Below are 23069 nucleotides of genomic sequence, written 5' to 3'. Positions count from 1 at the left end.
CGTGGGTGACCTGCTGGGCTTCGTCCTGAGCGGTCTGGTCTCGGGCGCGCTGTACGCGCTGCTCGCGACCGGGCTCGTGCTCTCCTCCGCCGCCTCCGGGCTCTTCAACTTCGCGCACGGGGCGACCGCCTACCTGTGCGCGCTGGCCTTCTACGAACTCCACTCCGGCCTCAGCCTGCCCGCCGTCCCGACCGCCCTGCTGCTCGTCCTGTTCGTCGCGCCCGGCCTCGGCTGGGCGCTCGACCGGCTGATGTTCCGCAAGCTCGCCCGGGTCGGCGAGACCGCCCAGATCACCGCCACCATCGGGCTGCTCGTCGCGCTGCCGGCCGCCGGGCTGTGGGCGGTCGAGCTCCTGGAACGGGCCGGGGCGCCGGTGAAGCCGGCCGAGAACCAGTTCGGCCTGCCCGGCGTCGGGCCGAGCCCCGCCGTCTCCTGGCAGCCCTTCGAGGCGCTCGGGATCGACGGGGTCGGCGTCGACTCCGACCAGCTGATCACCTGGCTGGTGACGGCGGCGGTCGCGGCCGGCCTGTGGGCGCTGCTCCGGCACACCCGGCTCGGTCTGCGGCTGCGGGCCGCCGTCGACAACCGCTCGCTCGCCGAACTGCGCGGAGTGGACGCCGACCGGCTGTCGTCGGTCGCGTGGATGCTGTCCTCGGGCCTCGCGGGCCTGGCCGGTGTCCTCGCGACCCCGCTGCTCGGGCTCTCCGCGCACGACTACACGCTCTTCCTGTTCGTGTCGGCGACGGCCGCCGTGCTCGGCCGCTTCACGTCCGTGCCGCTGGCCTTCGCGGGCGGCCTCGGCCTCGGCGTCGTCCAGAACCTGGTGGCCGGCTACGCGAGCTTCGCCGAGGGCATCACCGGCTTCCGTACCGCCGTGCCCTTCCTCATCCTCTTCGCCGGGCTCGTGCTGCTGGCCCGGCGCGAGCGGGTCGCGGGCACCGCGGCCGCCGACCCGCCGCCGGACGACCGGCTCGCGGAGGCGGGCGTGGTACGGCGCTGGGGGCCGTGGGCGGCGGCCGCGGCACTGCTCGCCACCGCGTTCTACACCGTCACCACCCCGTTCTGGAGCGGCATCCTCGCCCAAGGGCTGGCGATCGGCCTGGTCTTCCTGTCGTTCTCCGTGGTCACCGGGCTCGGCGCGATGGTGTCCCTCGCCCAGGCCACCTTCGTCACCGGCGCCGCCCTGGTGGCGGGGCTCCTGATGAGCCACGGCTGGCCCTTCGCCGCGGCGACGCTCGCCGGCACGGCGGTGGCGGCGCTGCTCGGCGCGGTCGTGGCGCTGCCCGCGCTGCGGCTCGGCGGGCGTTCCCTGGCGCTCGCCACCCTGGCCCTCGCCTTCCTCGCCGACCAGGTCCTCTTCCAGTTCGGGTGGCTGCGCAACGGCGACACCGGCTGGGCGATCCCGCGCCCGGTGATCGGCCCGCTCGACCTGTCCGACGACCGGGCGATGGGCGTGGCCCTGGTCGCGCTGTGCGCGGCGGGCGTGGCGGGCCTCAGCCGGCTGCGCGGCTCGCGGCGCGGCCGGGCGATGCTCGCGGTCCGCTCCGCACCGGCCGCCGCCGCGGCCTCCGGGGTGTCGGTGGTGCGCACCAAGCTCCTGGTGTTCGCCGTGTCGGCCGGGCTCGCCGGCTTCGGCGGGGTGCTCTACGCCTCGTACAACACCCGGATCACCGCGACCGACTTCCCCGCCATGGCCGGTCTGGTGTGGCTCGCGGTGGTGGTCGCGGCGGGCGTGCGACGGCCGCAGTACGCGGTGGTCGCCGGGCTCGTCTTCGCGGTCGCCCCGCATCTGCTCGCCACGTACGTCACGGACTCCGCCCATCTGCCAGTGGTGCTGTTCGGCCTCGCGGGCCTGGCGTTGGCGAACGATCCGGACGGGTACGTGGCGGCCGTCCCCGGCCGGTGGGCGCGGCGGCGTACGGGTGGGGCGGCGGCCCCCGTCGTACCTCCGCCGCGACGGGAGGCCGATGTCCCGGGCCCTGAGGGGGCCGTGCTCGAGCTGACCGGGGTCCGTGCGGGGTACGGGGGCGGGGCGGACGTGCTGCACGGGGTCGACCTCACCGTGCGCGCGGGCGAGATCGTGGCCGTCCTCGGCGCGAACGGGGCGGGCAAGTCCACGCTCTGCCGGGTGACCGGCGGACTGCTGCGGTGCCGGGACGGCGCCGTACGGATCGGCGGGGCCGAGAGCCGCGGCGACTCCGCCGTGGCCCGGTCCCGGCGCGGGGTGCGGCTGGCGCCCGAGGGCCGGGGCATCTTCGCGGGCCTGTCCATCGAGGAGAACCTGGCGCTCCAACTGCCCGCCGCCGAGGACCGGGAGGCCGTGTACGCGCGCTTCCCTGCGCTCGCGGCCCGCCGCACCGTCCCGGCGGGCTCCCTCTCCGGCGGCGAGCAGCAACTCCTCGCCCTGGCCCCGCTGCTGCAGTGCCCGCCGGCCCTGCTGATCGCCGACGAGCCCTCGCTCGGCCTCGCCCCGAAGGTGGTCGACGAGGTGTTCGCCCTGCTCGCCGAGGTACGGGAGCGGGGCACGGCGCTGCTCCTGGTGGAGGAGAAGGCGGCGGAGGCGCTTGGCATCGCGGACACCGTCGCGTACCTGGCGGAGGGGCGGATCGTATGGCGCGGACCGCGCGCCGAGGCCGACCCCGACCGGCTCGCCGACGCCTATTTGGGGATGGGGGTGCGCTCATGACGTACGGGACGGGGCGCGATACGCCGAGCAGTGCCGCGCTGCTGGAGGCGCGTGGGATCGGGGTGCGGTTCGGTGGGGTGCGGGCGCTTGACGAGGTGTCGCTCGTGGTGCGGGCCGGGGAGATCTGTGGGCTGATCGGGCCGAACGGGGCGGGGAAGACCACGCTCTTCGACGTGCTGTCCGGCATCCGGCGCCCGGAGCGGGGCCGGGTCCTTCTGGACGGTGTCGACATCACCCGCCGCTCCCCCGTCTGGCGGGCCCGGCACGGGGTGCGGCGGACGTTTCAGCGGCAGCAGCTCTTCGGGCAGCTGACGGTCGAGGACAACCTGGTCGTCGCCCAGGAGTGGCGGCGCGGCGCCGGGCGCGCCGTCACCGCCGCCCGCCGGGCCCGCGCCGCCGAGGTACTGCGGGCCTGCGACCTGGGCCCGCTCGCGGGCACCTGCGCGGGCGTCCTCCCGGTGGGCCGGGCCCGGCTTGCCGAGCTCGCCCGTGCGCTCGCCGACCCGCCCCGGCTGCTCCTGCTCGACGAGCCCGCCTCCGGCATGTCGGCGGAGGAACGGGAGCGGCTGGCCGCGGTGATCCGCCGGCTGGCGGCCGAGGAGGGCTGCGCGGTGCTGCTCGTCGAGCACCACGTCTCGTTCGTCATGGACCTGTGCGCCCGGGTCGTCGTCCTCGACCTGGGCCGGGTGCTCGCCGAGGGCCCGGCGGAGGCGGTCCGGGCGGATCCGGCGGTCCGGGCCGCGTATCTGGGGGCGGGCGGAATGCGATCACCGTCGTGATCGTTGAGGCTGTGAGGACTACTCCCCAAGGCCTCCGAAGCCCCCCCCCGACGACGTAAGGATCCATCCCCCGTGAGCACGGACAACAAGGTCCCCTTCCTCACCCTGAACAACGGCGTGCGCATGCCGCAGCTCGGCTTCGGCGTCTGGCAGGTGCCGGACGACGAGGCCGAGGCGGCCGTCGCCACCGCCCTGGAGGCGGGTTACCGCTCGATCGACACCGCCGCGATCTACGGAAACGAGACCGGCACCGGCAAGGCACTCGCCGCGTCGGGGCTCCCGCGCGAGGAGCTCTTCGTCACGACGAAGCTGTGGAACAGCGAGCAGGGCTACGACTCGACGCTCCGCGCGTTCGACGCCTCCCTGGAGAAGCTCGGCCTCGACGTCGTCGACCTGTACCTGATCCACTGGCCGGTGCCGGCGAAGGACGCGTACGTCGACACCTACCGCGCCTTCGAGAAGATCCTGGCCGACGGCCGGGCGCGCGCCATCGGCGTGTCGAACTTCCTGCCCGAGCACCTGGAGCGACTGATCGGCGCGACCTCGGTCGTGCCCGCCGTCAACCAGATCGAGCTGCACCCGCAGCTCCAGCAGACCGCGTCCCGCGAGGCGCACGCCGAGCACGGCATCGCGACCGAGGCCTGGTCGCCGCTCGGCTCGGGCAAGGGCCTCCTGGAGGTCCCGGCGATCGTGGCGATCGCCCAGAAGCACGGCCGCACCCCGGCCCAGGTGGTGCTGCGCTGGCACCTCCAGCTCGGCAACGTGGTGATCCCGAAGTCGGTCACCCCGTCCCGTATCCGCGAGAACATCGACGTCTTCGACTTCGAGCTGGACGCCGAGGACCTGGCCGCCTTCGCCGTCCTCGACGAGGGCCGCCGACTGGGCCCGAACCCGGGCGAGTTCGGCGCCTGATCTCCGGCACACCGGCGTACGGGCGGGGGCCCGGCGGATCCTCTTCCGCCGGGCCCCCGCCCCTCTCCGTGTCCCGGCCGGTCAGGACTTACGAGCGGTGTGGACGGTACGGGCGAGCAGCAGGAACACGTCCGGGCGCCGGTGCAGCGACAGCGGCTCCGCCGGGTCGAGCAGCCGCTCGACGGCCGCGCGGTCCTCGTCGGGCAGCCGGTCGCCGAAGCCCTCGCGCAGGCGCTCGTAGTGCGCGACGACCTGCCCGCGCACCGCGTCCGGCACCGGGGCGGGGACGTCGGCGAGGAAGCTGCGGGTGCCGCTCGGGTCGAGCCCGGCGCCGGTGAGCAGAGCGGCCCAGTCGTCGATCTCCTCCTTGCTGTCGGGCAGCGAGGCCCGCATCTCGCCGAACCACTCGGCGTGCGCCGCGTCGAGGCGCGCCTCGAGACCGGGCCGGCCGACGCCCTGGTTCCACGGCAGATGGCGCTCCGGCAGACCGCCCTCGGCGAGGGCGAGGACACCGCCGGGGTTGAGCAGTCCGGCGAAGGAGGCGATCGCGGCCCGCTGGTCGCCGATGTGGTGCAGGGAGTTGCTGGCGAAGATCAGGTCCGCGGTGCCCAGGGAGCCGAAGTCGCCAGGGAGTTCGGCCCGCAGCGTGCCGACCCGGTCGCCGAGGCCGCGGGCCTCGGCCCGCTCCCGGGCGAGCGCGAGGAGTTCCGGGGTGGCGTCGACGGCGACCACCTCCGCCTCGGGGAAGGCCTCGGCGAGCAGTGCGGTGACGACGCCCGGCCCGCTGCCGACGTCGAGGACCCGGCGGACCGCACCGTCCGGGAAGAGGGAGGCGAGCCAGGCCGCGGCCGCCGCGTAGAGGGGGCTCTGGGTCTCCGCCTGCACGGTGAGGAGGGGTGCGAGCTCGGCCCAGTCGAGGTGGGTGTGGTCGTGCCCGTGGGAACCGTGGCCGTGGCCATGTCCGTTCCCGTAGGAGCCGTGGTCGTGGTCGTGGGAGCCGTGGTCGTGCCCGGAGTGGTGGTCAGCGCTCATGGGGACAGCGTGCGCGCCCGGTGCCGTACACGCGAGAAAACTTGCCGGACCGGCAAAACGCGCTTCCCGGATCTCCGCATCCCCACATCCGCCGATCTCCGCGGCTCGGCCGCGCCCGGCCCGGACGTTCGGTCAGGCGTAGCGCGCGGCGAGGGTGCGCACGGTGGCGGCGATCCGGTCGCGGAGCTCCTCGGGGGCCAGGACCTCCACCTCCGCGCCGAGCGCGAGCAGGGTGGCGTGGGCGTGGTCGGGGCCCTCGACGGGGAGGGTGGCCCGGGTCCAGCCGTCGGGTTCGGGGGTGCCGTTCTCGGCGAGGGCGCGGGCGGCGGCGCCGGTGAGGGCGGCCGCGCCGCGCGGGGAGATCCGTACGACGGCCTCGCCCTGGTGGAGGCGGGCGTGGAAGTCGGCCTGGGTGGCGCGCCAGTGCGCGGCGAGGTCGAAGTCCTCGGGGATGTCGGCGTCCTCGTCGGTGACGGTGAGGTCGAGGATCTGGTCGACCCGGTAGGTGCGGGGCCCCGGCCCGGCGACCAGGTACCAGCGGCCGGCCTTGAGCACCAGTCCGTACGGGGCGAGCCGCCGGTCGACGTCGGTGGGCTCCTTCCAGCGCCGGTAGCGCACGGCGAGCACCCGCCCGTCCCGTACGGCGTCGGCGACCTGCGGCAGGAACGGGGTGCCGGTGTCCTCCGCGTACCAGCCGGGGGCGTCGATGTGGAAGCGGCCGCGCAGCCGGTCGACGTGCTCGCGCAGCGGCGCGGGGAGGGCGGCGCGCAGTTTCAGCTGGGCGTCGGCGAAGTGTCCGCCGAGCCCGAGCTCGTCGGCCGCGGCCGGAAGCCCGGCGAGGACGAGGGCCTCGGCCTCCCGCGCGTACAGGCCGGTGAGCCGGGAACGGTGGCCGGCGAGCAGCCGGTAGCCGCCGCGGTGCCCGGCGTCGCCGTAGAGCGGGACGCCGGCGGTGTGCAGGGCCTCGACGTCGCGGTAGACGGTGCGGACGGAGACCTCCAGCTCCTCGGCGAGCTGGGCGGCGGTCATCCGGCCGCGGGTCTGGAGCAGCAGCAGGATCGTCAGGAGTCGGCTGGACTTCACTGACAGAAGATGTCAGTGAACCGCTCCTACAGTCCAGCCATGGCTTTCACGGAGAAGAATCTGTTCGTCCTGCCGCCGGTCGTGGTCGCCGGCCGGCAGCTGAAGCGCTACCACGTCACGGCCGACCCGGCGGGCATCGAGCCGGAGGTGGAGAAGGCGGCGTACGCGCTGCTGCCCGAGCTGCTCCCGGAGCCGGACGGCGCCACCCCGGCGGCGGGTTTCGTGGTGCTGCACCGGGGCGGCGACACCGGTGCGTATCTGAACGTCTACAGCTGGGTGTGGGACAACGTGCTGCACTTCGCGGGTGCGGCGGCCGGGCAGCCGGCGCTCGACTGCCCGGACCTGGACCCGGCCCGTTTCGTACGGATCGAGCCGGGCGCCCGCAACTGGATCGGCTGTGTGTGGGAGTTGGCGCCGCTCGGGCACGAACGGGCGGCCTGGGTACGGCACATGCTCGCGCCCGACGCCCCGGACCTGTCCGGCTATGTCGCGGACGCGCTGACCACGGGCACCACGGGGGTGTGCGCGTGAGCGGCGGGGACTTCGACTTCCTGGACGGCCGGTGGACCGTGCGCAACCGCCGGCTCGCCGACTTCCTCGATCCGGACAGCGGCTGGGAGGAGTTCGACGGGCACACCACCGGGCGTCTCTTCTGGGACGGCCGGGCGCACGCCGACGAGATCGTGTTCCCGTCGAAGGGCTTCAGCGGGCTGACGCTGCGGCTGTACGAGCCGGAGACCGGCGAGTGGACGCTGAACTGGTCCAACAGCCGCACCGGCCGGCTCGAGCCGCCGGTGCGGGGCCGGTTCGGCGCGGACGGCACGGGGCTGTTCCTCGGCGACGACCACTACGCGGGGCGGCCGGTGCGGGTGCGGTTCCGCTGGACCGGGATCGGTCCGGACACGGCGCGCTGGGAACAGTCCTTCGCGCCGGCCGGCACCGAGGGCGCGGACGGCACGGAGGAGGAGTGGGTGGTGAACTGGGTGATGGAGTTCAGCCGCGGGGAGCAGCCTTGACGTAGCGGGCGAGCCGGTAGACGGGGTCGGGGCGCGGCCGGTCCTGGTCGGGCAGGGCGGCGAGCGCCGCGTCCAGGCTGTCGGTGTCGGCGGGCGTGCCGCGGTACCAGGAGGCGTAGTAGCCGCGGCGCAGCTTCCGCGCCGTACCGCGCGGGGTGGCACCCTGGCCGTGGCCGGTGAACTCGGTGCCGGGCGCCTGGTCGAGGCCGTGGACGGCGGCGTACGCGGTGATGCGCGCCGCGCCGTCGGAGCCGGAGTCCGAGCGGGAGCCGGAGCCGGCCGCGGCCGGCCGGTGCGGGCGGAGGAGGGCGTCGATGTCGCTGCCGACGTCGTGGCAGGCGTCCTTGTCGACGGTGGTGAGGAACACCCCACCGGGCCGGAGCACCCGGGCGGCCTCGGCGACGACCTCCTCGGCGAACGGCACCAGGTGGAGCAGCCAGATCGCACTGACCGCGTCGACCGACCCGTCCGGCAGCGGAAGCCGGCGGGCGTCGGCGCGCACCGCCCGGCCGGGGAGCCGGGCGGCGGCGGTGCGCAGCATCGCGTGGGCGGCGTCGGCGCCGTACGCGGTGAGGCCGGGGCGGGCGATCCGTTCGGTGACGAGTCCGGTGCCGCAGGCGACGTCGAGGAGGGTGCGGGTGCCGGGCGGCAGCAGCCGCAGGACGGCCTCCGCCGCCGCCTCGGCCCGCGGGACGCCGCCGCGGGTCTCGTCGTAGCGCGCGGCCTCGGCCTCGTAGTCGAGAATCGTCTCCCCCATGCGGGGATGGTACGGCGGGGGCGTCAGTGCGCGCCGTGGCCGGGGGCCACCGCCTCGACGCGTTCGGCGAGTTCGAAGTCCTTCTCGGTGACCCCGCCGGCGGAGTGGGTGTTCACGGCGACGGCGACCGTGTTGTAACCGAGCGTCAGATCGCTGTGGTGGTTCAGCTCCTGCTGGATCTGGGCGACGTGGACGACGAGCGCGGTGGCGGCGAAGTGGTCGGCGAGCTCGTAGCTCCGGGTGATGCGGTCGCCGTCGAGGGTCCAGCCGGGGAGCTCCCGCAGGCGGTCCTCGATCTCCTTCTGCGACAGGGGCTCAGTGGGCACGTGGTGCTCCCTCCGGTAGGTGTGCGGGGTGGTGACGGAGCGGTCCCGGGGAGAACGTACCCGGGTCCCCCTCTGGGATACCGTCTGCCCATGACGACTGTCGCGACCGACACGGGTGTGGGGCCCCTGCTGCGCGGATGGCGCGAGCAGCGGCGGCTGAGCCAGCTGGAGCTGGCGCTGCGGGCGGATTCGTCCGCGCGGCACATCTCCTTCGTCGAGACGGGCCGCTCACGGCCTTCGGAGGAGATGATCCTGCGGCTCGCGGAGCACCTGGAGGTGCCGGTGCGCGACCGCAACGCCCTGCTGCTCGCGGCGGGTTACGCGCCGCGCTACGCCGAGTCGGCGCTCGACGCGCCCGAGCTGGAGACGCTGCGCGAGGGCATCGAGCGGCTGCTGCAGGGGTACGAGCCGTTCCCGGCGCTCGTGGTGGACGGCTCGTACACGGTGGTGGCGGCCAACCGGGGGATCCAGCTGCTGCTCGCGGGGCTTCCGGAGCATCTGCTGACGCCGCCGCTGAACGCGATGCGGATCACGCTGCACCCGGAGGGCCTGGCGCCGCGGATCCGCAATCTGCGCGAGTGGCGGGGGCATCTCCTTGCCCAGATGGAGCGGCAGATCGGCCTGGCCCGCTCGGCGGCGCTGCGGGCGCTGTACGAGGAGGTGGCGGCCTATCCGCTGCCGGAGGGGACGACGGACCCGGACGACCGGGAGGACCCGGAGCCGTATCCGTACTTCGCGCTGCCGATGCGGATCGAGCACGACGGGCACGTGCTGTCCTTCGTGTCGTCGATCTCGACCTTCAACACGCCGATGGACGTGACGGTCGCCGAGCTGGCCATCGAGACGCTGCTGCCGGCCGACCCGGCGACGGTCGCCTATCTGCACGCGCTCAGCGGCTGATCAGCGGGTGGTATCGGCGGCGTCGGCAGCGTCGGCACGCAGGGCGGACCACTGGAGGGCCGCGAAGCCGGCGACGGTGCCGGCCTGGAGCAGGGTCCACACCGTGCCGGCGGTGGTCGGCTCCAGCCAGGCCACGAGGGCGACCACGCTCAGCACGGTCCACAGCAGGTTGATGCCCACGACGGCCTTCACCCCGCCCGCCGCGGGCCGCGTCCGGCTCGCGAGCCAGGCCACCCCGGCGGCGTACGCGACGAGGAGGAGCCCGAGCTCGAAGAGCAACCCCCGGTCGACGCCGAGGAGTTCGCCGAGCGGTCCGGGGACGGCGGCGTAGGCGAGCCCGTTGGCGCCGGTGACGACGGCGTCGAGCGCGAGGAACCGGCGGACCATGGACCGCGGCTCGGTGGTGCGGGAGAGGCCGGTGAGCAGGGCCTGGGACATGGGAGATCACCTTCCTGGCAGGGCGGTTGAGTGGGTGGGGGCGGCGTGGGTGTCCGGTGCCCGGTTCCCGGACGGAGTGCGCCGCCCGGGAACCGGTGCCTTGAGCTTGCCGGGGGCGGGCCGGTGCGTCGATTACGTCGGAGGTAATGCGGGACGGGGAGCCGCCCCGGGCCGGTAGGGTGCGCGCCGGGACGGCCGGCGGGGGCGCGGCCGGGAGACGAGGGGGCGCGGGATGGCGGCCGGGAATCGGTCACGCATGGTGGCGACCGGGGGCGATCACAAGGTGACGCCCGCGGAGTTGTTCTTCGATCTGGTCTTCGTCTATGCGATCACGCAGGTCACGGCGCTGATGGCGGCCGCGCCGTCGCCGACCCGGGTGGTCGAGGGGATGGTGGTGCTCGCGCTGCTGTGGTGGTGCTGGTGCTGCTTCGCCTGGCTGGGCAATGTCGTACGGGCCGACGCCGGCGCGCTGTTCGGGGTCCTGGTGACCGTGATGGCAGTGGTGTTCGTGGTGTCCCTCGCGGTGCCGGAGCTCTTCGCGGACGCCACCGGCGGGCTGCCGCTGCCGCTGGTGTTCGTGGCCTCGTACGGTCTGGTGCGGGTGCTGCACCTGGTCTCGTACCGGATCGCCAGCCCCGGCGACACGGCCCTGCACCGCACCCTGCGCCGCACGGCGCTGCTCTCGGTCGCGCCGCCGCTGGCGCTGCTGCTCGCGGGCTGCGCGTACGAGGGGACGCCGCGGCTGCTGCTCTGGCTGGGCGCGGTCCTGATCGACTACGGCGGCATCTATGTCACCGGCGCGTCCGGCTGGCGGGTCAACTCCCCCGGCCACTTCGCCGAACGGCACGGTCTCATCGTGATCATCGCGCTCGGCGAGTCGATCGTGGCGATGGGTGTCGGCGTGGCCGACTTCCCGCTGACGGTGGCGGTGATCGGCGCGTGCGCGGCGGGGCTGCTGCTCTCCGCCGGGCTGTGGGCGCTGTACTTCCGCCGCTTCGGCGAGCCGGCCGAGCACCGGCTCGGCGCGCTCGACGGCGACGACCGCACGCGCTTCGCCCGCGACGTCTACACCTTCCTCCATCTGCCGCTGGTGGCCGGCGTGGTGCTGTGCGCCCTCGGCATGAAGAAGGTCCTCACCCAGGTCGCCGACACCGGCCACTACGCCCTGGCCGAGCCCCTGCACGGCACGGTGGCCTGGTCGCTCGCCGGCGGCGTCGGCGTGTTCCTCCTCGGCGCCGCGGCGATCGTCCTGCGCTCCACGGGCCGCCGCCCGACCGCCCTCCTCGTCGGCGGCGCGCTCGGCCTCGCGGCCGGCCCCCTGGTGCAGCACATCCCGGCCCTACTGGCCCTCGCGCTCCTCGCGGCGGCGATCCTCGCCCTGGTGCTGGTGCACGGACGCGGGGCGGCGGCCCGGCCGGAACCGACGGCAGAGGCGTAGCCGCGCGGCGGTACGGCATGGGGCATGAGTCCGGCCCGCCGGGCGGGGCAGTGGCCCGGCCGGAATCGCCGCGACGGCGCGAGCCTGACCCGCAGGCGCGGCAGCCGAGTCACCGGGCAGCGGTACGGCAGGCGGCCAGGCGGACCGGGCGGGTACGGGCATCCGCGTGCCGGTCCGCCGGGGCGGGGGTCACTCGGGGCGGGGCTCCCGGCGGGGCGTCGGTTCGGTGGGGACGCGCTCCGGCGTCGGGGCCGATTCCGGGGTGGGGGGTTCGGGGCTGCGGTTGCGGGCGGCCTCGGCGCGGAGCAGGGCGTTGAGGACGGCGAAGGGGTCGACGGGCATGGCGGTGCGCTCCTTGCGGTGGGGGGTGTGGGGTGCTGGGAGGCAGGGCCTCTCAGCACCGCATCACCGCCGACCGGGGAGCGGCGCCACGCGCGGCGGGTACGGGGACGGGTGCGGGCGCGGTGGGACGGACCGGGCAGGGAGGCGGCGCGGGCCGCCGGTGCGTGCGCCGGAGGGGCGCGGTGGCCTGGAGCTCGGCGGTCTCGTGGGTCTCGCCGCCGGGGTCGGCCGCGGCGGACACGGACCGGATCTCGCCCTCGCCGAAGGCCGCCGCCCCGCCGGCGCCCGCGCCGAGCAGCGCGGCGAGCACGAGCAGCACCGCGAGCGCGAACCGGGCACCCCGGCCCGGGCCGTGCCCGGATCGCCCGCCCCCGGGGCTGCGCCCGGGCGGGGGTACGACCCGCGGCACGGGAGGAAATGCCTCCGGGCCACGGGCTCCGCCCGGGCGGTGGTGCCCGCGGCGCGCAGCGCCTGCCGCACCCCCCGTAGCCCTTCGGGCACGAGAGACACCCCGGTCCGAAGATGGCTCTCCGCCAGGCCCGGGCACGCGCCCGACACCCCGGGGCGAGGCGGAATCGCCCGGGTGCGCCCGGTACGAAGACGTCCCTCCAGCCTCCCCGGACACACGCCCGACACCCCGGCGCGACGCCGAATCACCCAGGTGCACCCCGTACGAAGACGGCACTCCGCCCTCCCCGGACACACGCCCGACACCCCGGCGCGAGGCCGAATCACCCAGGTGCGCCCCGTACGAAGACGTCCCTCCAGCCTCCCCGGACACACGCCCGACACCCCGCGCCCCGCCCCCAGGGGCAGACGGCGCGACGCTCCGGACACGGGCTCGGGGGCTCACGGTGATCCGTACTGCCCCGCCTCGGCCGGGACCTGCCGGGCCGGGGCGAAGATCCGCCCGGCCGGCCTACGTCGCCGGGGCGCTTTTCACCCCTCGGGGGTGACGCCCGCGGCGCCCGCGCGGCTCTTGCGGGCCGGCATCACCGCGTACACCAGGACGCCGACGAAGAGGAACAGCACGCCCTGGTAGACGGCGGCGTAGCCGGCGCCGGCGACCAGCCAGATCGAGAAGCCGAAGGCGGCGAGGGCGAGGACGCCGTCGCGGGCGAGACGGGCCTTGGAGACCTGATCCGACCGGCCGGAGAGGAGGAAGTGGATCTGGGCGGCGGTGGACAACAGATAGGGCACGGTGGCGGTGAAGGTGGTGACGAGCACGAGGATCTCGAAGACGCCCTCGGTGCCGGCCGTGTAGTTGTAGACCGTCAGGAGCGAGGCGAGGGCGACGGTGACGACGACACCGACGGTCGGGACGCCGCGCCGCTTGACGGTGAAGGCCTTCGGGAACAGGCCGTCGCGGGCGGCGGCGTAGGGGGCCTGGGCGCTGAGCAGGGTCCAGCCGTTGAGCGCGCCGAGGATGCTGATCATGGCCATGACGGCGACGGCGGCGCCGCCCCAGGAGCCGCCGAACATGATGTTCGTGGCGTCGGAGAAGGGCGCCGTGGAGCCGACCAGCTTGTCGTGGGCGACCGTGCCGAAGACGGAGAGGGTGCCGAGCAGATAGACGGCGGCGGCGCCGAGCGTGCCGAGGACGGTGGCGCGGCCGACGTTGCGGCGCGGGTCGCGGACCTCGCCGGCGCTGACGGCGGCGGATTCGACGCCCAGGTAGCTGAAGAGCAGGATCGCGGCGGAGGCGGAGACCGCGCCGAGCGCGCTGCCGCCGCTCGCCTGGAAGGGGCCGAGGTTGTCGGGGTCGAAGAAGAACAGTCCGCCGACGGCGACCAGGATCAGCGGCACGAACTTCAGCACGGTCGCGACGATCTGCACCGCGCCGACATAGCGCGTGCCGGCCAGGTTGGCGAGGCCGGGCAGCCACTGGAAGGCGAGGGCCGCGGCGATGGTGGCGAGCGTGGACTCGTGGATCGGGACGAGCACGTCGAGGTAGCCGACGGCCGCCACGGCGAGGGCCGCGTTGGAGACCCAGGCGGTGATCCAGTACGACCAGGCGGCCAGGAAGCCGGCGAAGTCGCCGAAGGCGGCGCGGGCGTAGACGTACGGGCCGCCGGTCTGCGGGAGTCGGCGGGCGAGCCGGCCGAAGACCAGCGCGAGGGCGATCGCGCCGAGGGTGAGCACGCCGAAGGCGAGCAGGCTGATGGTGCCGAAGGGGGCCACGGAGGCGGGGAGCAGGAAGATGCCACCGCCGATGATGTTGCCCATGACCAGGGCGGTCGCGACGGGGAGCCCGAAGCGCCGGGCGTGCTTGCTGGACCGCGGTTCCCGTGCGTCCTGGGTGGGGGCCGGGGCGGGGGGTGCGGTGGTGGCCGTGCTCATGGGGGGTGGTGCGCCTCTCGTCGTACAAACGCCACCATGGTCCGGATGGCGGGACGACGCTCCAAATCACCCGTTTTTGTCCCGCACGGCGGGCCCCTCGACCGGAAGAAATGCTTCCGTATCCGCGCTGGACGGGGAAATCTCCAGCGGCACCTGCGGTCCCTCGCCCTCCCGCAGCCAGCCGCGCAGCACCTCGTGCACCCGCTCGGCGCCGGCCACATCGGCCGGCGGCGGCGTCAGCTCGCGCGGCCACAGCAGGAAGGGACGGGACTGGTCGCCGCCGAGTCCGCCGTGCGAGCCGATCTGCTCCTCGAAGGCGTGCACGGTGCCGGCGGCCGGATCGTGCATCGAGTTGACCATGATGTCGGCGACGTGCGGGAAGCCGTCGGTGCGGCGTACGGCGTCGGCCGCGCCCGGACCGAAACCGGTCAGCGGCCCCTCGTCGTCGGCCAGGCGCGCGACCGGCACCTCGGCCCCGTCCCCGCCGAGCACCACCGAGCCGTGCTGCTCGCTCGCGACGAGGAGGAAGCCGATCCCGGGGTGGTGGGCGAGGGTGCGCAGCAGGGCCGGGTGGAGGCGGTCGATCTCCTCGCGGGTCATCCGGTGCGGCACGCCGGGGAAGGACACCAGGCCGAGGTTGCCGGAGGCGAGGACGACCGGTTCGGGCGCGCGGGCCGCGGCCACGGCCGCCGCCTCCGCGCCGTCCTTCCCGGCCTCCCCCGCCTCGTCGACGGGACGGTGCAGGGCGCTGCGCAGCGCGTCGCGCGCGGCGTCGCGGGCCTCCGAACCACTCCGAGTCCTGCGCACCCGGCGCGACACCGGCAGCCCGCATCCGGCCCGTACGAGATCCTTCAGCGTCAGCCCGTAGGCCGACTCGAAGGTCTCCCCCGGGCTCTGTCCGTGGTCGGAGAGCAGCACGATCCGGTACGGGCGGGGCGCGTGCTCGGCGACCTTGGCGATCAGGCCGAGCGCCCGGTCGAGCCGGGCGAGCACCTGGTCGGTGTCGCGTCCCCGCGGGCCGGAGTGGTGGGCCACCTCGTCGTAGGCGACCAGGTCGGCGTAGACGGCGGTGCGTCCGGCGAGCATGTCGCCCATCACGGCGGCGACCACGACGTCCCGCTCGACGACGGTCGCGAAGGCCCGGACGAAGGGGTAGAGCCCGCCGCGCGAGACCCGCGGGGTGTCGCGGCGCAGCCGGGCGCGGACCGACTGGGCGAGCTCGCGGAAGACCTCGGCGACGAGGGAGCCGGCGGTGCGGACCGCGTTGGCGGGGTCGGAGAAGTACGCGAAGTAGCCGGCCCGGGAGCGGTTGCGGCGGCCCCGGCGGGCGGCCATCGAGAGCACCAGGGCGAGCTGGTCGGCGCCGCCGCTGAACAGGTTGCCGCGCGAGGCGCCGTCGAGGGTGAGCAGTCCGCCGTCGCCGGTGCGCTCGACGGCCCGGCGCTGGAGCTCGACCGCGCTCGCGGGCCGGTTGGACACCATGAGCCGGCCGGTGTCCTTCTCGTACCAGCGGAAGGCGGGCACGTCCTCGTTGGAGCCGTGCAGGATGCCGAGCTGGCTGGCGCCGGTCTGGCTGGACCAGTCGGTGCGCCAGGGGGTGAGGGTGTGGGTGGTGGCCAGCCACTCGGCCACGGTCGGCATCCGGCCGGCGGCGACCGCGTCGGTCAGCACCCGGTGGCCGACGCCGTCGAGTTGGAGGAAGACCGTGCCGGGCACCGGCTCGACGCCCGCACGGGCGGTCCGGGGCCGCTTGCGGTCGGCGAGCCGGTAGAGGCGGCGCCGGTACGCCTCGTCGTCCCGGACGGCGAGCGCGGTGGAGGTGGCGGAGGCGACGGCCGACATCACGGCGGCCACCACCACGGCGGTCTCCGGCGCGGCGGCGGCCCGTCCGTCCGTGCTGAGCCGCAGCGCGAGGAGCAGCAGCGAGCCGTTGAGGAAGAACACCAACAGGCCGAGCACCAGGGCCGGTACGAGCAGCAGCGCGCGCACGATCAGCGGCCAGACGAGGGCGCTGAGCAGACCGAAGGCGCCCGCGCACCAGGCGGCGGTGAAGGCGACGGTGGTGAGGCTCTCGCCGTCGGCGGACTGCAGCTGGAAGTCGGGGAGGAGGGCGGCGAGCAGGAGCAGGGTGAGGGTGGAGACCGCCCACACGGTGATCACCCGCAGGACGGCGCGGCTCGCGCTCCGCCAGCGGATCCGGTCCAGGACCCGGCCTCGGACCCGGCCTCGGACCCGGCCCCGGTCCGGGCCCCGGTCCGGGCCCCGGTGCGGGCCCGCGGCCGCCGGTCCTCGCCGTTCACCCACGCCTCGTTCGCCTTTCGCCCGATTCCTGCCCCCAGCGTGGCACAACGGCGGCGCGGCGGGGCGGGCGAGCGGCGTTCGGGCGGTGCGGCGGCCGGCAGGGTCCCGGTGCGGCCTCAGGAGCCGTCGTACCCGGCGGTCGGCATGGAGAGCCGGCGGTGCACCCCGGCCTTCTTCGGCGCGTCGTACGCCGGTTCGGCGAGCCCGGCGGTCTCCAGGCGCACGCCGCGCCGCCCGCACTCGGCGCGGAAGCCGGGCACGTCGGTCAACGCCCGGGCCAGGACGCGTTCGTTGGGGGCGACGAAGAGGTCGACGGCCCCCTCCTCGACATCGGCCCACAGGGCGTCGTGGTCGGGCCGGATGCCGTAGAAGAGCAGCTGCCTCGTCACCACGTAGCCGCGCTCCCGGGCCCAGCGGACGCACATGGCGTGCTGGCTGCGGGTGTCGACCAGGAACGGGTCTTCGTCGAGCTCTTCGAGCGGGGTGAGGCTGGCGATCGCCGCCACCCGAACGTCGTCCATGGGGCGACCCTACTGCGTCGGAGGGCCCGGGAGGAGGGTCCCGGTATACCAAGAGGGGTCGTTCCGGTGAAGTCCCGCCCCTCCCGGACCCTCGGACAATTACCCTCGATACGGATGGCCGGTCCCGGTTGCGGGCCGGCGGCGACGGGAGAGGGCGGCGGACCGGTGGAAGTCACCTGGTGGGGCCACGCGACGTGCACGGTCGAGGACTCCGGGGTGCGCCTGCTCACCGACCCGCTCTTCGCACGCCGGCTGGCCCATCTGCGGCGCCGGCGGGGCGCGCTGCCGCCGCCCGAGGCGGCCCGCGCCGAGGTCGTCCTCGTCTCGCACCTGCACGCCGACCATCTGCATCCGCCCTCGCTGGCCCGGCTCGCGCCCGGCACCCTCCTCGTCGTCCCGGCCGGCGCGCCGGAGGCCGTCCCGGCGCTGCGCCGGCTCGCCCGGCGGGGCCTGCTCCTCGCCGAGCTGGCGGCCGGCGAGGAGCTGTCCGTGGAGGGCGTGACGGTACGGGCGGTGCCGGCGCGGCACGACGGGCGCCGGCTGCCGTACGGGCCGCACCGCTCCCCCGCGCTCGGTTACGTGGTGGAGGGCGAGGCCCGCACCTACTTCGCGGGCGACACCGGGCTCTTCGACGAGATGGCGGAGGCGGTCGGGCCGGTCGATGTGGCCCTGCTCCCGGTCGGCGGCTGGGGGCCCTACCTGGGCCACGGCCATCTGGACGCGCACCGTGCCGCCGAGGCGCTGGCCGCGCTGTCGCCGGCGGCCGCGGTGCCGGTGCACTACGGCACGTACTGGCCGATCGGCCTGGACGCGGTCCGTCCGCACGAGTTCCACGCCCCCGGCGACGACTTCGTCCGCCATGCCGCCCGGCTCGCCCCGAAGGTCACGGTCCACCTCCTCGGCCACGGCGAGCGGGTCCGGCCGGAGGTCGCCCGGTGATCGACCGGGTCATGGCGGTGGTGCGGGAGCTGCCGCCGGAGTCGACGCAGCAGGCGGTCGGCTATCCCTCGCTCTTCCTCCTGGTGGCGTTCGGCGCGCTGGTGCCGGTGGTGCCGACGGGGGCCATCGTGTCGTCGGCGGCGGTGGTGGCCTTCCACCAGTCGACGCCGTTCTCGCTCCTCTTCGTCTTCCTGGTGTCGTCGTGCGCGGCCTTCCTCGGCGACCTCGCGCTGTACTGGCTGGGGCAGCGCGGGGTCAGATCGCGCAACGGCTCGCGCTGGCTGGCGGCGCTGAGCTCCCGGGTCACCCCGGACCGGCTCGCCCACGCGCAGGAGCGCCTGGAGAGCCACCAGGTGCCGGTCCTGGTGCTCTCCCGCCTCGTGCCGGCCGGGCGGATCCCGGTGATGCTGGCCTGTCTGCTCGCCGGGATGCCGCTGCGCCGGTTCGCCCGGGGCGATCTGCCGGCGTGTCTGGCGTGGGCGGCGACGTACCAGCTGATCGGGATCCTGGGCGGTTCGCTGTTCCCCGAGCCCTGGCAGGGCGTGGTGGCGGCGGTGGGCCTGACGGTGCTGATCAGCGCGGTGCCGGCGCTGTGGCGCCGGCTGCGCGGAACGCGCCGACCGCGCCGGGACACGCCGGAGCGCTCAGGGAGCGAGCAGCCGGGGAGCGGGCAGCCGGGCAGCGGCCGGTCAGGGAACGAGCACGCCTGAGGCGCCGACCGGCAGGTCCCAGAGGTCCTCGCGGGGCAGTCCGGCCTTGGTCCAGGCGTCGCGGACGCGGGTGAGGGGTTCGAGCACGGGCTCGGAGGAGAGCACGAAGGTGGCCCAGTGCATGGGGGCCATCCGGCGCGCGCCGAGGTCCTGGAAGGCGCGGACCGCCTCCTCGGGGTCGGTGTGGACGTCGCTGAGCCACCAGCGCGGGTCGTAGGCGCCGATCGGCAGCAGCGCGAGGTCGATGCCGGGATGGCGGCGGCCGATCTCGGCGAACCAGTGGCCGTAGCCGGTGTCGCCCGCGAAGTAGAGCTTGCGGCCGGCCCGGTCGGTGAGCACCCAGCCGCCCCAGAGGGAGCGGCAGGTGTCGAGCAGGGTGCGTTTGGACCAGTGGTGGGCGGGGACGAAGTCGAAGCGCAGGCCGTCGAGTTCGGCCGCCTCCCACCAGTCGAGTTCGGTGACCCGGGTGAAGCGGCGGCGGGTGAACCAGCGGCCGAGTCCGGCGGGCACGAAGACGGGGGTGCGGCGGGGCAGTCGCTTGAGGGTGGGCGCGTCGAGGTGGTCGAAGTGGTTGTGGCTGATGACGACGGCGTCGACCGGCGGCAGGTCCTCCCAGCGGACGCCGACGGGGGTGAGGCGGGCCGGGGTGCCGAAGATGCGGCGGGACCAGACGGGGTCGGTGAGGACGGTGAGTCCGCCGGCCCGGACCACCCAGCTGGCGTGGCCTGCCCAGGTGACGGCAAGGGTGTCGGGCCCGGCCTCGGGCAGCGGTCCGGGGGCGAACGGCAGCAGCGGGATGTCGCGGAGCCCTTCGGCCGCAGGGCGCACGGCGCCCTCGCGGGCGAGCCGGGCCATGGCGCGGACGCCGGGCAGCGGCGCGGTGAGCCGGTCGGCGAAGCTGCGCGGCCAGTCGTGGCGGACCCGCCCGAGGGGCTGGAGCGCGGGCGCGGGGTGCGGGGCGCCAGGGGCGTCAGGGGCGTGCGGGGTGCGGGCGGAGTGCGGGGCCCGGGCCGGCCGGGCCGTCTGTTCCGTCATCTCTGCGGCCTCCGTGTGTTCCGTCAACCGTCGGTGCCTGTCGAGGGGTTCAGTCGGTGCCTGTCGTGGGGTTCGGTCGCTGCCTGTCGTGGGGTTCAGTGGGCGAGTTCGTCGAGGGCGGCTCCGAAGGCGCTCAACGCGCGGTCCACGTGGGGCAGTTCCTCGGGGCGGGCGGCGGTGAGGGTCTCCATCCGCTCCGCCTCGGTGGCGCCGAGGAAGGCGGCGGTGTCGAACCGGGCGCGCAGCGCGCCGAGTTCGTCGCCGAAGCGGTGGCCGCCGGGGACGGGGGTGCCGAGCCGGGCGGTGAGGTGGTTCTCGAGTTCGAGGGAGTCGGTGACCCCGCGGGCGGCGAGCCCGGCGCGCAGCGGTCCGAGGTCCGCGTAGAGGTGGCGGCCGGCCTGCGGGGGCCGGGCGAGGGCGCCGGCGGCGAGCACCGCCCGGTGGGCGGCGGCCGCGACCCGGCCGTGCGCCTGGGCGGTGAGCCGGGCCCGTACGGTGACGTCCTCGGGTTCGTCGAGGGCGTGCGCCGCGGCGGGGGCGAAGGGGCCGGGGACCAGGGCGCCGAGGGCGGTGAGGATGTCGAGGGTACGGGCCCGGTGGTCGCCGTAACGGTCGGTGCGCGAGGCGGCGGAGGGCGGGAAGCGGGCGACCGCGCACGGCCAGGCGGCGGGGGCGAGGGCGCCGGCGAGGTCGGTGAGCACGGTGACGTCGTCGGGGCACATCTCCGCGGGGCTGAGCAGCACGGTGTCCTGCGGGCGGTGCAGGGTGTCGCGCCAGGTCTCGTCGCTGATGATGTGCAGCCCCTCGGCGACGGCGGCCTCGCAGGCCTCGCGGAGGATCTCGGGCGGGGCGACGGTGGCGGTGGGGTCGTCGGCGACGGAGAGCAGCAGCAGCCGGGGGTGGCCGCCCTCGGCGCGGACCCGGCGGACGGTCTCCAGGAGGGCGTACGGGTCGGGGACGCCGCCGCACTCGGCGGGGGTGGGCACGTGGTAGGCGGGGCGGCCGAGGAGCCGGGCCTGCGGGGTCCACCAGGCGGGGCAGGGGCGGGGCAGCAGCAGGTCGCCGCGGTGCGCGGCGATCAGGGCGAGCAGCAGGGGCTGGGCGCCGGGGGCGGCGACCACGTCCTCGGCGTGGGTGCGCAGTCCGCGGCGCCACCAGTAGCCGGCGGCGGCCTCGCGGAGCACGGGTCCGCCACCGGGCGGTTCGGGTCCGGTGCGGTCGGCGGCGGCGGCGAGCAGGGCGGCGAGGCCGGGCAGCACCGGGAGACCGGGCTCCGGTGCGGGCGGCCCGTAACGCACGGGTCCGCGGCTTTCCGGGGCCGTCTGCCGCATCACCCGAACCTCCTCCTGCCCACGGCTGCACCGGGGCGCCCGCGAGCGGCACCCCAGTGACCTTTATACGGAGGTTTGCCGGGTTCCGCCGCTCGCGCGGCGCGCACACGGTGGCCACGCCGGCCCCGTCCGTGCTCAGGCCGGTGATCGGGCCGTTGCTCCGGCCGGTGGTCACTCCACGGTGACGGGGTGCCGGACGACGGCGTTGAAGAGGTAGCCCTGGGTGTTGTGGACGGCCCGCTCGGGCTGGACGTTCCCGGCGGTGTCGGTGACCCGGGAGAGCAGGGTCGCAGGCCCGGCCGCGGCGGGCCGCCAGGAGGCGGTCCAGCGCACCCAGCCGCCGGAGCGCGGCCGGTCGAGGAGCCGGGCCGGGTGCCAGGCGGCGCCGCCGTCGGCGGACACCTCCACGGCACGCACGGGCGCGAGCGCGGACCAGGCGCGGCCGGTGAGGTGGTGGGGGCGGCCCGCTTCGAGGGTGGCGCCGAAGGGGAGTTCGTAGGCGCTCTTGAGGGTCTGCGGGCCGAGCGGGGCGCTGCCGCCGGCCGGGTACGCCTCGCCGAAGAACCGGTAGTAGTCGGTGGACCAGGGCGAGGAGAGCGGGCTGCGGGAGACCTCGATGTCGCCGAGCCATTTGACGGAGGCGACGCCGACCCAGTTCGGCACGACGAGGCGTACCGGGTGCCCGTGGTCGTACGGGAGCGGCTCACCGTTCATCTCGTACGCGAGGATCACGTCGTCCAGCGCCTTGGCGACGGGCAGCGGGCGGCGCACGTGCCCGAGGTCGGCCCCGCCGGTGACGTACGGGGCGTCGAGCCCGCGCGGTTGTACGGCGACGGCGTCGGCGGCGATGCCGGCGAGCCGCAGCACGTCGGAGAGCCGGGCGCCGCGCCAGTGGGCGGCGCCGACCGCGCCGAGGGTCCAGGGCGTGCCGCTGACGGGCTCGCCCTGCTGGGTGGCGTAGAGGCTGCGGCCGTTTCCGGCGCATTCGATCAGGGCCGTCCGGGTGACGGCCGGCAGGTCGCGCAGCTGTCCGTAACCGATCCGCACGGACGGGCGGCGTCCGTGCAGTCCGTCGCCCCAGACGGTGAGCCGCCAGTCGGCGGCGTCGAGGACGGGTGTGGAGGTGTGGTTGCGGACGAAGAAGCGGTCGGTGGGCGTGACCCGGCCGGTGTCGCGGAAGGTCTCGAAGCGGGACTCGGCGTTGGTGCCGCGGACGGTGAAGTACGCGGGCGGGAGCGGCTTGACGATGCCGGGGGCCGGGTCGGGGGCGGCGGCCCCGGCTGGCGACGTGCCGAGGGCGGAGAGGACGGGGGCGGCGGCGAGCGCCTTCAGGAGGGTGCGGCGGGCGGGCACGGTGGTTCTCCTCGGCGCGTCGGGGACGGGGCGGACGACGGACGGGCACACCTTGGCACGGGACGGGGCCGGCGCGGGGTGCCCGCGGCGGTTCCTTCACGCGCCCGCAATATCGGGCCTGCGGGCGTGTCAGTGCCGGCCTGTGGGCCTGCGGGCTGTGGGCCTGTGGGCCTGCAAGGACGGGCCTCTCCTACCAGGATCCGCCCGGCGGGCGCCGTGCGCGGGGCCGGTCCCGCGACACTGGGCGGATGAACACCTTCGACCCGGCACACTTCGCCGCCGTCCCGCTGCGCGGCGCCCGTCTGGACCTGGAGCCGCTGCGGCTCGACCACGCCGCCGAGACGGCCCCGGCCCTGGCCGATCCGGCCCTGCACGTCTTCATCGGCGGTGCCCCGCTGACCGGGCCGGAGCTGACCGCCCGCTACGCGCGGCTGCTCGCCGGTCCGCCGGACCCGGCGACGACGGTGTGGTGCAACTGGGTGCTGCGGCTGCGCGAGACCGGGGAGGCGATCGGCACCGTGCAGGCCACGGTGGTGGCCGGGGGTGCCGAGCTCGCGTGGGTGCTCGGCACGCCCTGGCAGGGCCGCGGGCTGGCCCGGGAGGCGGCGGTGGTCCTGGCGGACTGGCTGCGGGAGCGCGGCGCGCCGGCGCTTGTGGCTCATGTGCATCCGGAGCACCGCGCGTCGGCGGCCGTGGCCGCGGCGGCGGGTCTGGCGCCGACGGAGGTGTTCGAGGACGGGGAGCGGCGCTGGGAATGGCGGGCCGCCAACTGACCCCCGCTGACCGCCCGTTCAGCCACCATGTCCACATCATGAGAATGGGGTCTCAGA

The 23069-nt window shown here is 75.5% G+C and carries 23 protein-coding genes; 10 read left to right on the top strand and 13 right to left on the bottom strand.

The genetic code is table 11. The annotated features are described in order from the left end of the window. The first annotated feature begins 1 nt into the window (after position 1). The 3 genes from JAO84_RS31020 (at position 2) to JAO84_RS31010 (ending at position 4377) form a co-directional block, all read left to right on the top strand. Positions 2–2686 carry an ATP-binding cassette domain-containing protein gene (locus JAO84_RS31020; protein WP_370415801.1) on the top strand — a complete coding sequence of 895 codons (2685 nt, stop codon included), beginning with the start codon at positions 2–4 and terminating at the stop codon, positions 2684–2686. Further along, positions 2683–3465: an ABC transporter ATP-binding protein gene (locus JAO84_RS31015; protein WP_370415800.1), complete on the top strand. Its 783-nt coding sequence runs from the start codon at positions 2683–2685 to the stop codon at positions 3463–3465. Before JAO84_RS31020 ends, JAO84_RS31015 begins: the two co-directional genes overlap by 4 nt. 123 nt (positions 3466–3588) lie before the next feature. After that, complete coding sequence (locus JAO84_RS31010; RefSeq protein ID WP_370416911.1) at positions 3589–4377, top strand: aldo/keto reductase; 789 nt, start codon at positions 3589–3591, stop codon at positions 4375–4377. An 81-nt stretch (positions 4378–4458) separates the two neighbouring features. Here JAO84_RS31010 and JAO84_RS31005 read toward each other — a convergent pair whose 3' ends face one another. Next, positions 4459–5409, bottom strand: a complete 951-nt coding sequence (locus JAO84_RS31005; protein WP_370415799.1) for a trans-aconitate 2-methyltransferase — start codon at positions 5407–5409, stop codon at positions 4459–4461. 132 nt (positions 5410–5541) lie between these two features. Beyond that, entirely contained in the window at positions 5542–6492 is a 951-nt protein-coding gene (locus tag JAO84_RS31000; protein WP_370415798.1) for a helix-turn-helix transcriptional regulator, read from the bottom strand. A 39-nt stretch (positions 6493–6531) separates the two neighbouring features. On the opposite strand from JAO84_RS31000, the gene JAO84_RS30995 reads away from it, so the two are divergent. Both JAO84_RS30995 and JAO84_RS30990 read left to right on the top strand, forming a co-directional pair. Beyond that, on the top strand, positions 6532–7023 hold the full coding sequence (locus JAO84_RS30995; RefSeq protein WP_370415797.1) for a hypothetical protein: 492 nt from the start codon (positions 6532–6534) through the stop codon (positions 7021–7023). Further along, positions 7020–7508, top strand: coding sequence for a hypothetical protein (locus tag JAO84_RS30990; RefSeq protein WP_370415796.1), 489 nt, complete (start codon positions 7020–7022; stop codon positions 7506–7508). The genes JAO84_RS30995 and JAO84_RS30990 overlap by 4 nt, the downstream gene beginning before the upstream one ends. Here JAO84_RS30990 and JAO84_RS30985 read toward each other — a convergent pair. After that, positions 7486–8265: a class I SAM-dependent methyltransferase gene (locus JAO84_RS30985; protein ID WP_370415795.1), complete on the bottom strand. Its 780-nt coding sequence runs from the start codon at positions 8263–8265 to the stop codon at positions 7486–7488. The two genes, JAO84_RS30990 and JAO84_RS30985, sit on opposite strands and share 23 nt — an antisense overlap. A 23-nt stretch (positions 8266–8288) precedes the next feature. Continuing rightward, positions 8289–8591 carry a 4a-hydroxytetrahydrobiopterin dehydratase gene (locus JAO84_RS30980; protein WP_370415794.1) on the bottom strand — a complete coding sequence of 101 codons (303 nt, stop codon included), beginning with the start codon at positions 8589–8591 and terminating at the stop codon, positions 8289–8291. Positions 8592–8681: 90 nt separating this feature from the next. On the opposite strand from JAO84_RS30980, the gene JAO84_RS30975 reads away from it, so the two are divergent. Then, positions 8682–9491 (top strand): helix-turn-helix domain-containing protein, encoded by an 810-nt coding sequence (locus JAO84_RS30975; RefSeq protein WP_370415793.1) that lies wholly within the window; start codon positions 8682–8684, stop codon positions 9489–9491. Here the strand turns inward: JAO84_RS30975 and JAO84_RS30970 are convergent, their stop codons facing one another. Further along, positions 9492–9929, bottom strand: coding sequence for a hypothetical protein (locus JAO84_RS30970; protein ID WP_370415792.1), 438 nt, complete (start codon positions 9927–9929; stop codon positions 9492–9494). Between the two features lie 256 nt (positions 9930–10185). Here JAO84_RS30970 and JAO84_RS30965 point away from each other — a divergent pair, with 256 nt between their 5' ends. Beyond that, positions 10186–11367: a low temperature requirement protein A gene (locus JAO84_RS30965; RefSeq protein ID WP_370415791.1), complete on the top strand. Its 1182-nt coding sequence runs from the start codon at positions 10186–10188 to the stop codon at positions 11365–11367. A gap of 189 nt (positions 11368–11556) precedes the next feature. Here JAO84_RS30965 and JAO84_RS30960 read toward each other — a convergent pair whose 3' ends face one another. The 5 genes from JAO84_RS30960 to JAO84_RS30940 all read right to left on the bottom strand — a co-directional run bounded on the left by JAO84_RS30960 (position 11557) and on the right by JAO84_RS30940 (position 16871). Continuing rightward, positions 11557–11709, bottom strand: a complete 153-nt coding sequence (locus JAO84_RS30960) for a hypothetical protein (RefSeq protein ID WP_370415790.1) — start codon at positions 11707–11709, stop codon at positions 11557–11559. A 52-nt stretch (positions 11710–11761) separates the two neighbouring features. Beyond that, complete coding sequence (locus JAO84_RS30955; RefSeq protein WP_370415789.1) at positions 11762–12028, bottom strand: hypothetical protein; 267 nt, start codon at positions 12026–12028, stop codon at positions 11762–11764. Between the two features lie 620 nt (positions 12029–12648). Then, positions 12649–14049, bottom strand: a complete 1401-nt coding sequence (locus JAO84_RS30950; RefSeq protein WP_370415788.1) for an amino acid permease — start codon at positions 14047–14049, stop codon at positions 12649–12651. A 66-nt stretch (positions 14050–14115) separates the two neighbouring features. Further along, positions 14116–16254, bottom strand: a complete 2139-nt coding sequence (locus JAO84_RS30945) for a phage holin family protein (RefSeq protein ID WP_370416910.1) — start codon at positions 16252–16254, stop codon at positions 14116–14118. A 212-nt stretch (positions 16255–16466) separates the two neighbouring features. Then, entirely contained in the window at positions 16467–16871 is a 405-nt protein-coding gene (locus JAO84_RS30940) for a hypothetical protein (RefSeq protein WP_370415787.1), read from the bottom strand. Positions 16872–16985: 114 nt separating this feature from the next. Between JAO84_RS30940 and JAO84_RS30935 the strand changes: the two genes are divergently transcribed. Together JAO84_RS30935 and JAO84_RS30930 are read left to right on the top strand one after the other, a co-directional pair. Further along, positions 16986–17810, top strand: a complete 825-nt coding sequence (locus tag JAO84_RS30935; RefSeq protein WP_370415786.1) for an MBL fold metallo-hydrolase — start codon at positions 16986–16988, stop codon at positions 17808–17810. Positions 17811–17821: 11 nt separating this feature from the next. Then, entirely contained in the window at positions 17822–18520 is a 699-nt protein-coding gene (locus JAO84_RS30930) for a DedA family protein (RefSeq protein ID WP_370416909.1), read from the top strand. On the opposite strand, the gene JAO84_RS30925 is transcribed toward JAO84_RS30930, so the two are convergent. The 3 genes from JAO84_RS30925 to JAO84_RS30915 form a co-directional block, all read right to left on the bottom strand. After that, complete coding sequence (locus tag JAO84_RS30925) at positions 18500–19555, bottom strand: MBL fold metallo-hydrolase (protein ID WP_370415785.1); 1056 nt, start codon at positions 19553–19555, stop codon at positions 18500–18502. The genes JAO84_RS30930 and JAO84_RS30925 overlap by 21 nt on opposite strands. A gap of 95 nt (positions 19556–19650) precedes the next feature. Next, positions 19651–20886: an aminotransferase class I/II-fold pyridoxal phosphate-dependent enzyme gene (locus JAO84_RS30920; RefSeq protein WP_370415784.1), complete on the bottom strand. Its 1236-nt coding sequence runs from the start codon at positions 20884–20886 to the stop codon at positions 19651–19653. A gap of 171 nt (positions 20887–21057) precedes the next feature. Then, on the bottom strand, positions 21058–22239 hold the full coding sequence (locus JAO84_RS30915; RefSeq protein WP_370415783.1) for a sulfite oxidase: 1182 nt from the start codon (positions 22237–22239) through the stop codon (positions 21058–21060). A gap of 248 nt (positions 22240–22487) precedes the next feature. Between JAO84_RS30915 and JAO84_RS30910 the strand changes: the two genes are divergently transcribed. Next, positions 22488–23012, top strand: a complete 525-nt coding sequence (locus JAO84_RS30910; RefSeq protein ID WP_370415782.1) for a GNAT family N-acetyltransferase — start codon at positions 22488–22490, stop codon at positions 23010–23012. The last annotated feature ends 57 nt before the right edge of the window (positions 23013–23069 follow it).

The organism is Streptomyces fradiae (assembly GCF_041270065.1).
GTDB lineage: Bacteria > Actinomycetota > Actinomycetes > Streptomycetales > Streptomycetaceae > Streptomyces.
This window is presented reverse-complemented; position numbering and strand designations above follow the sequence as displayed.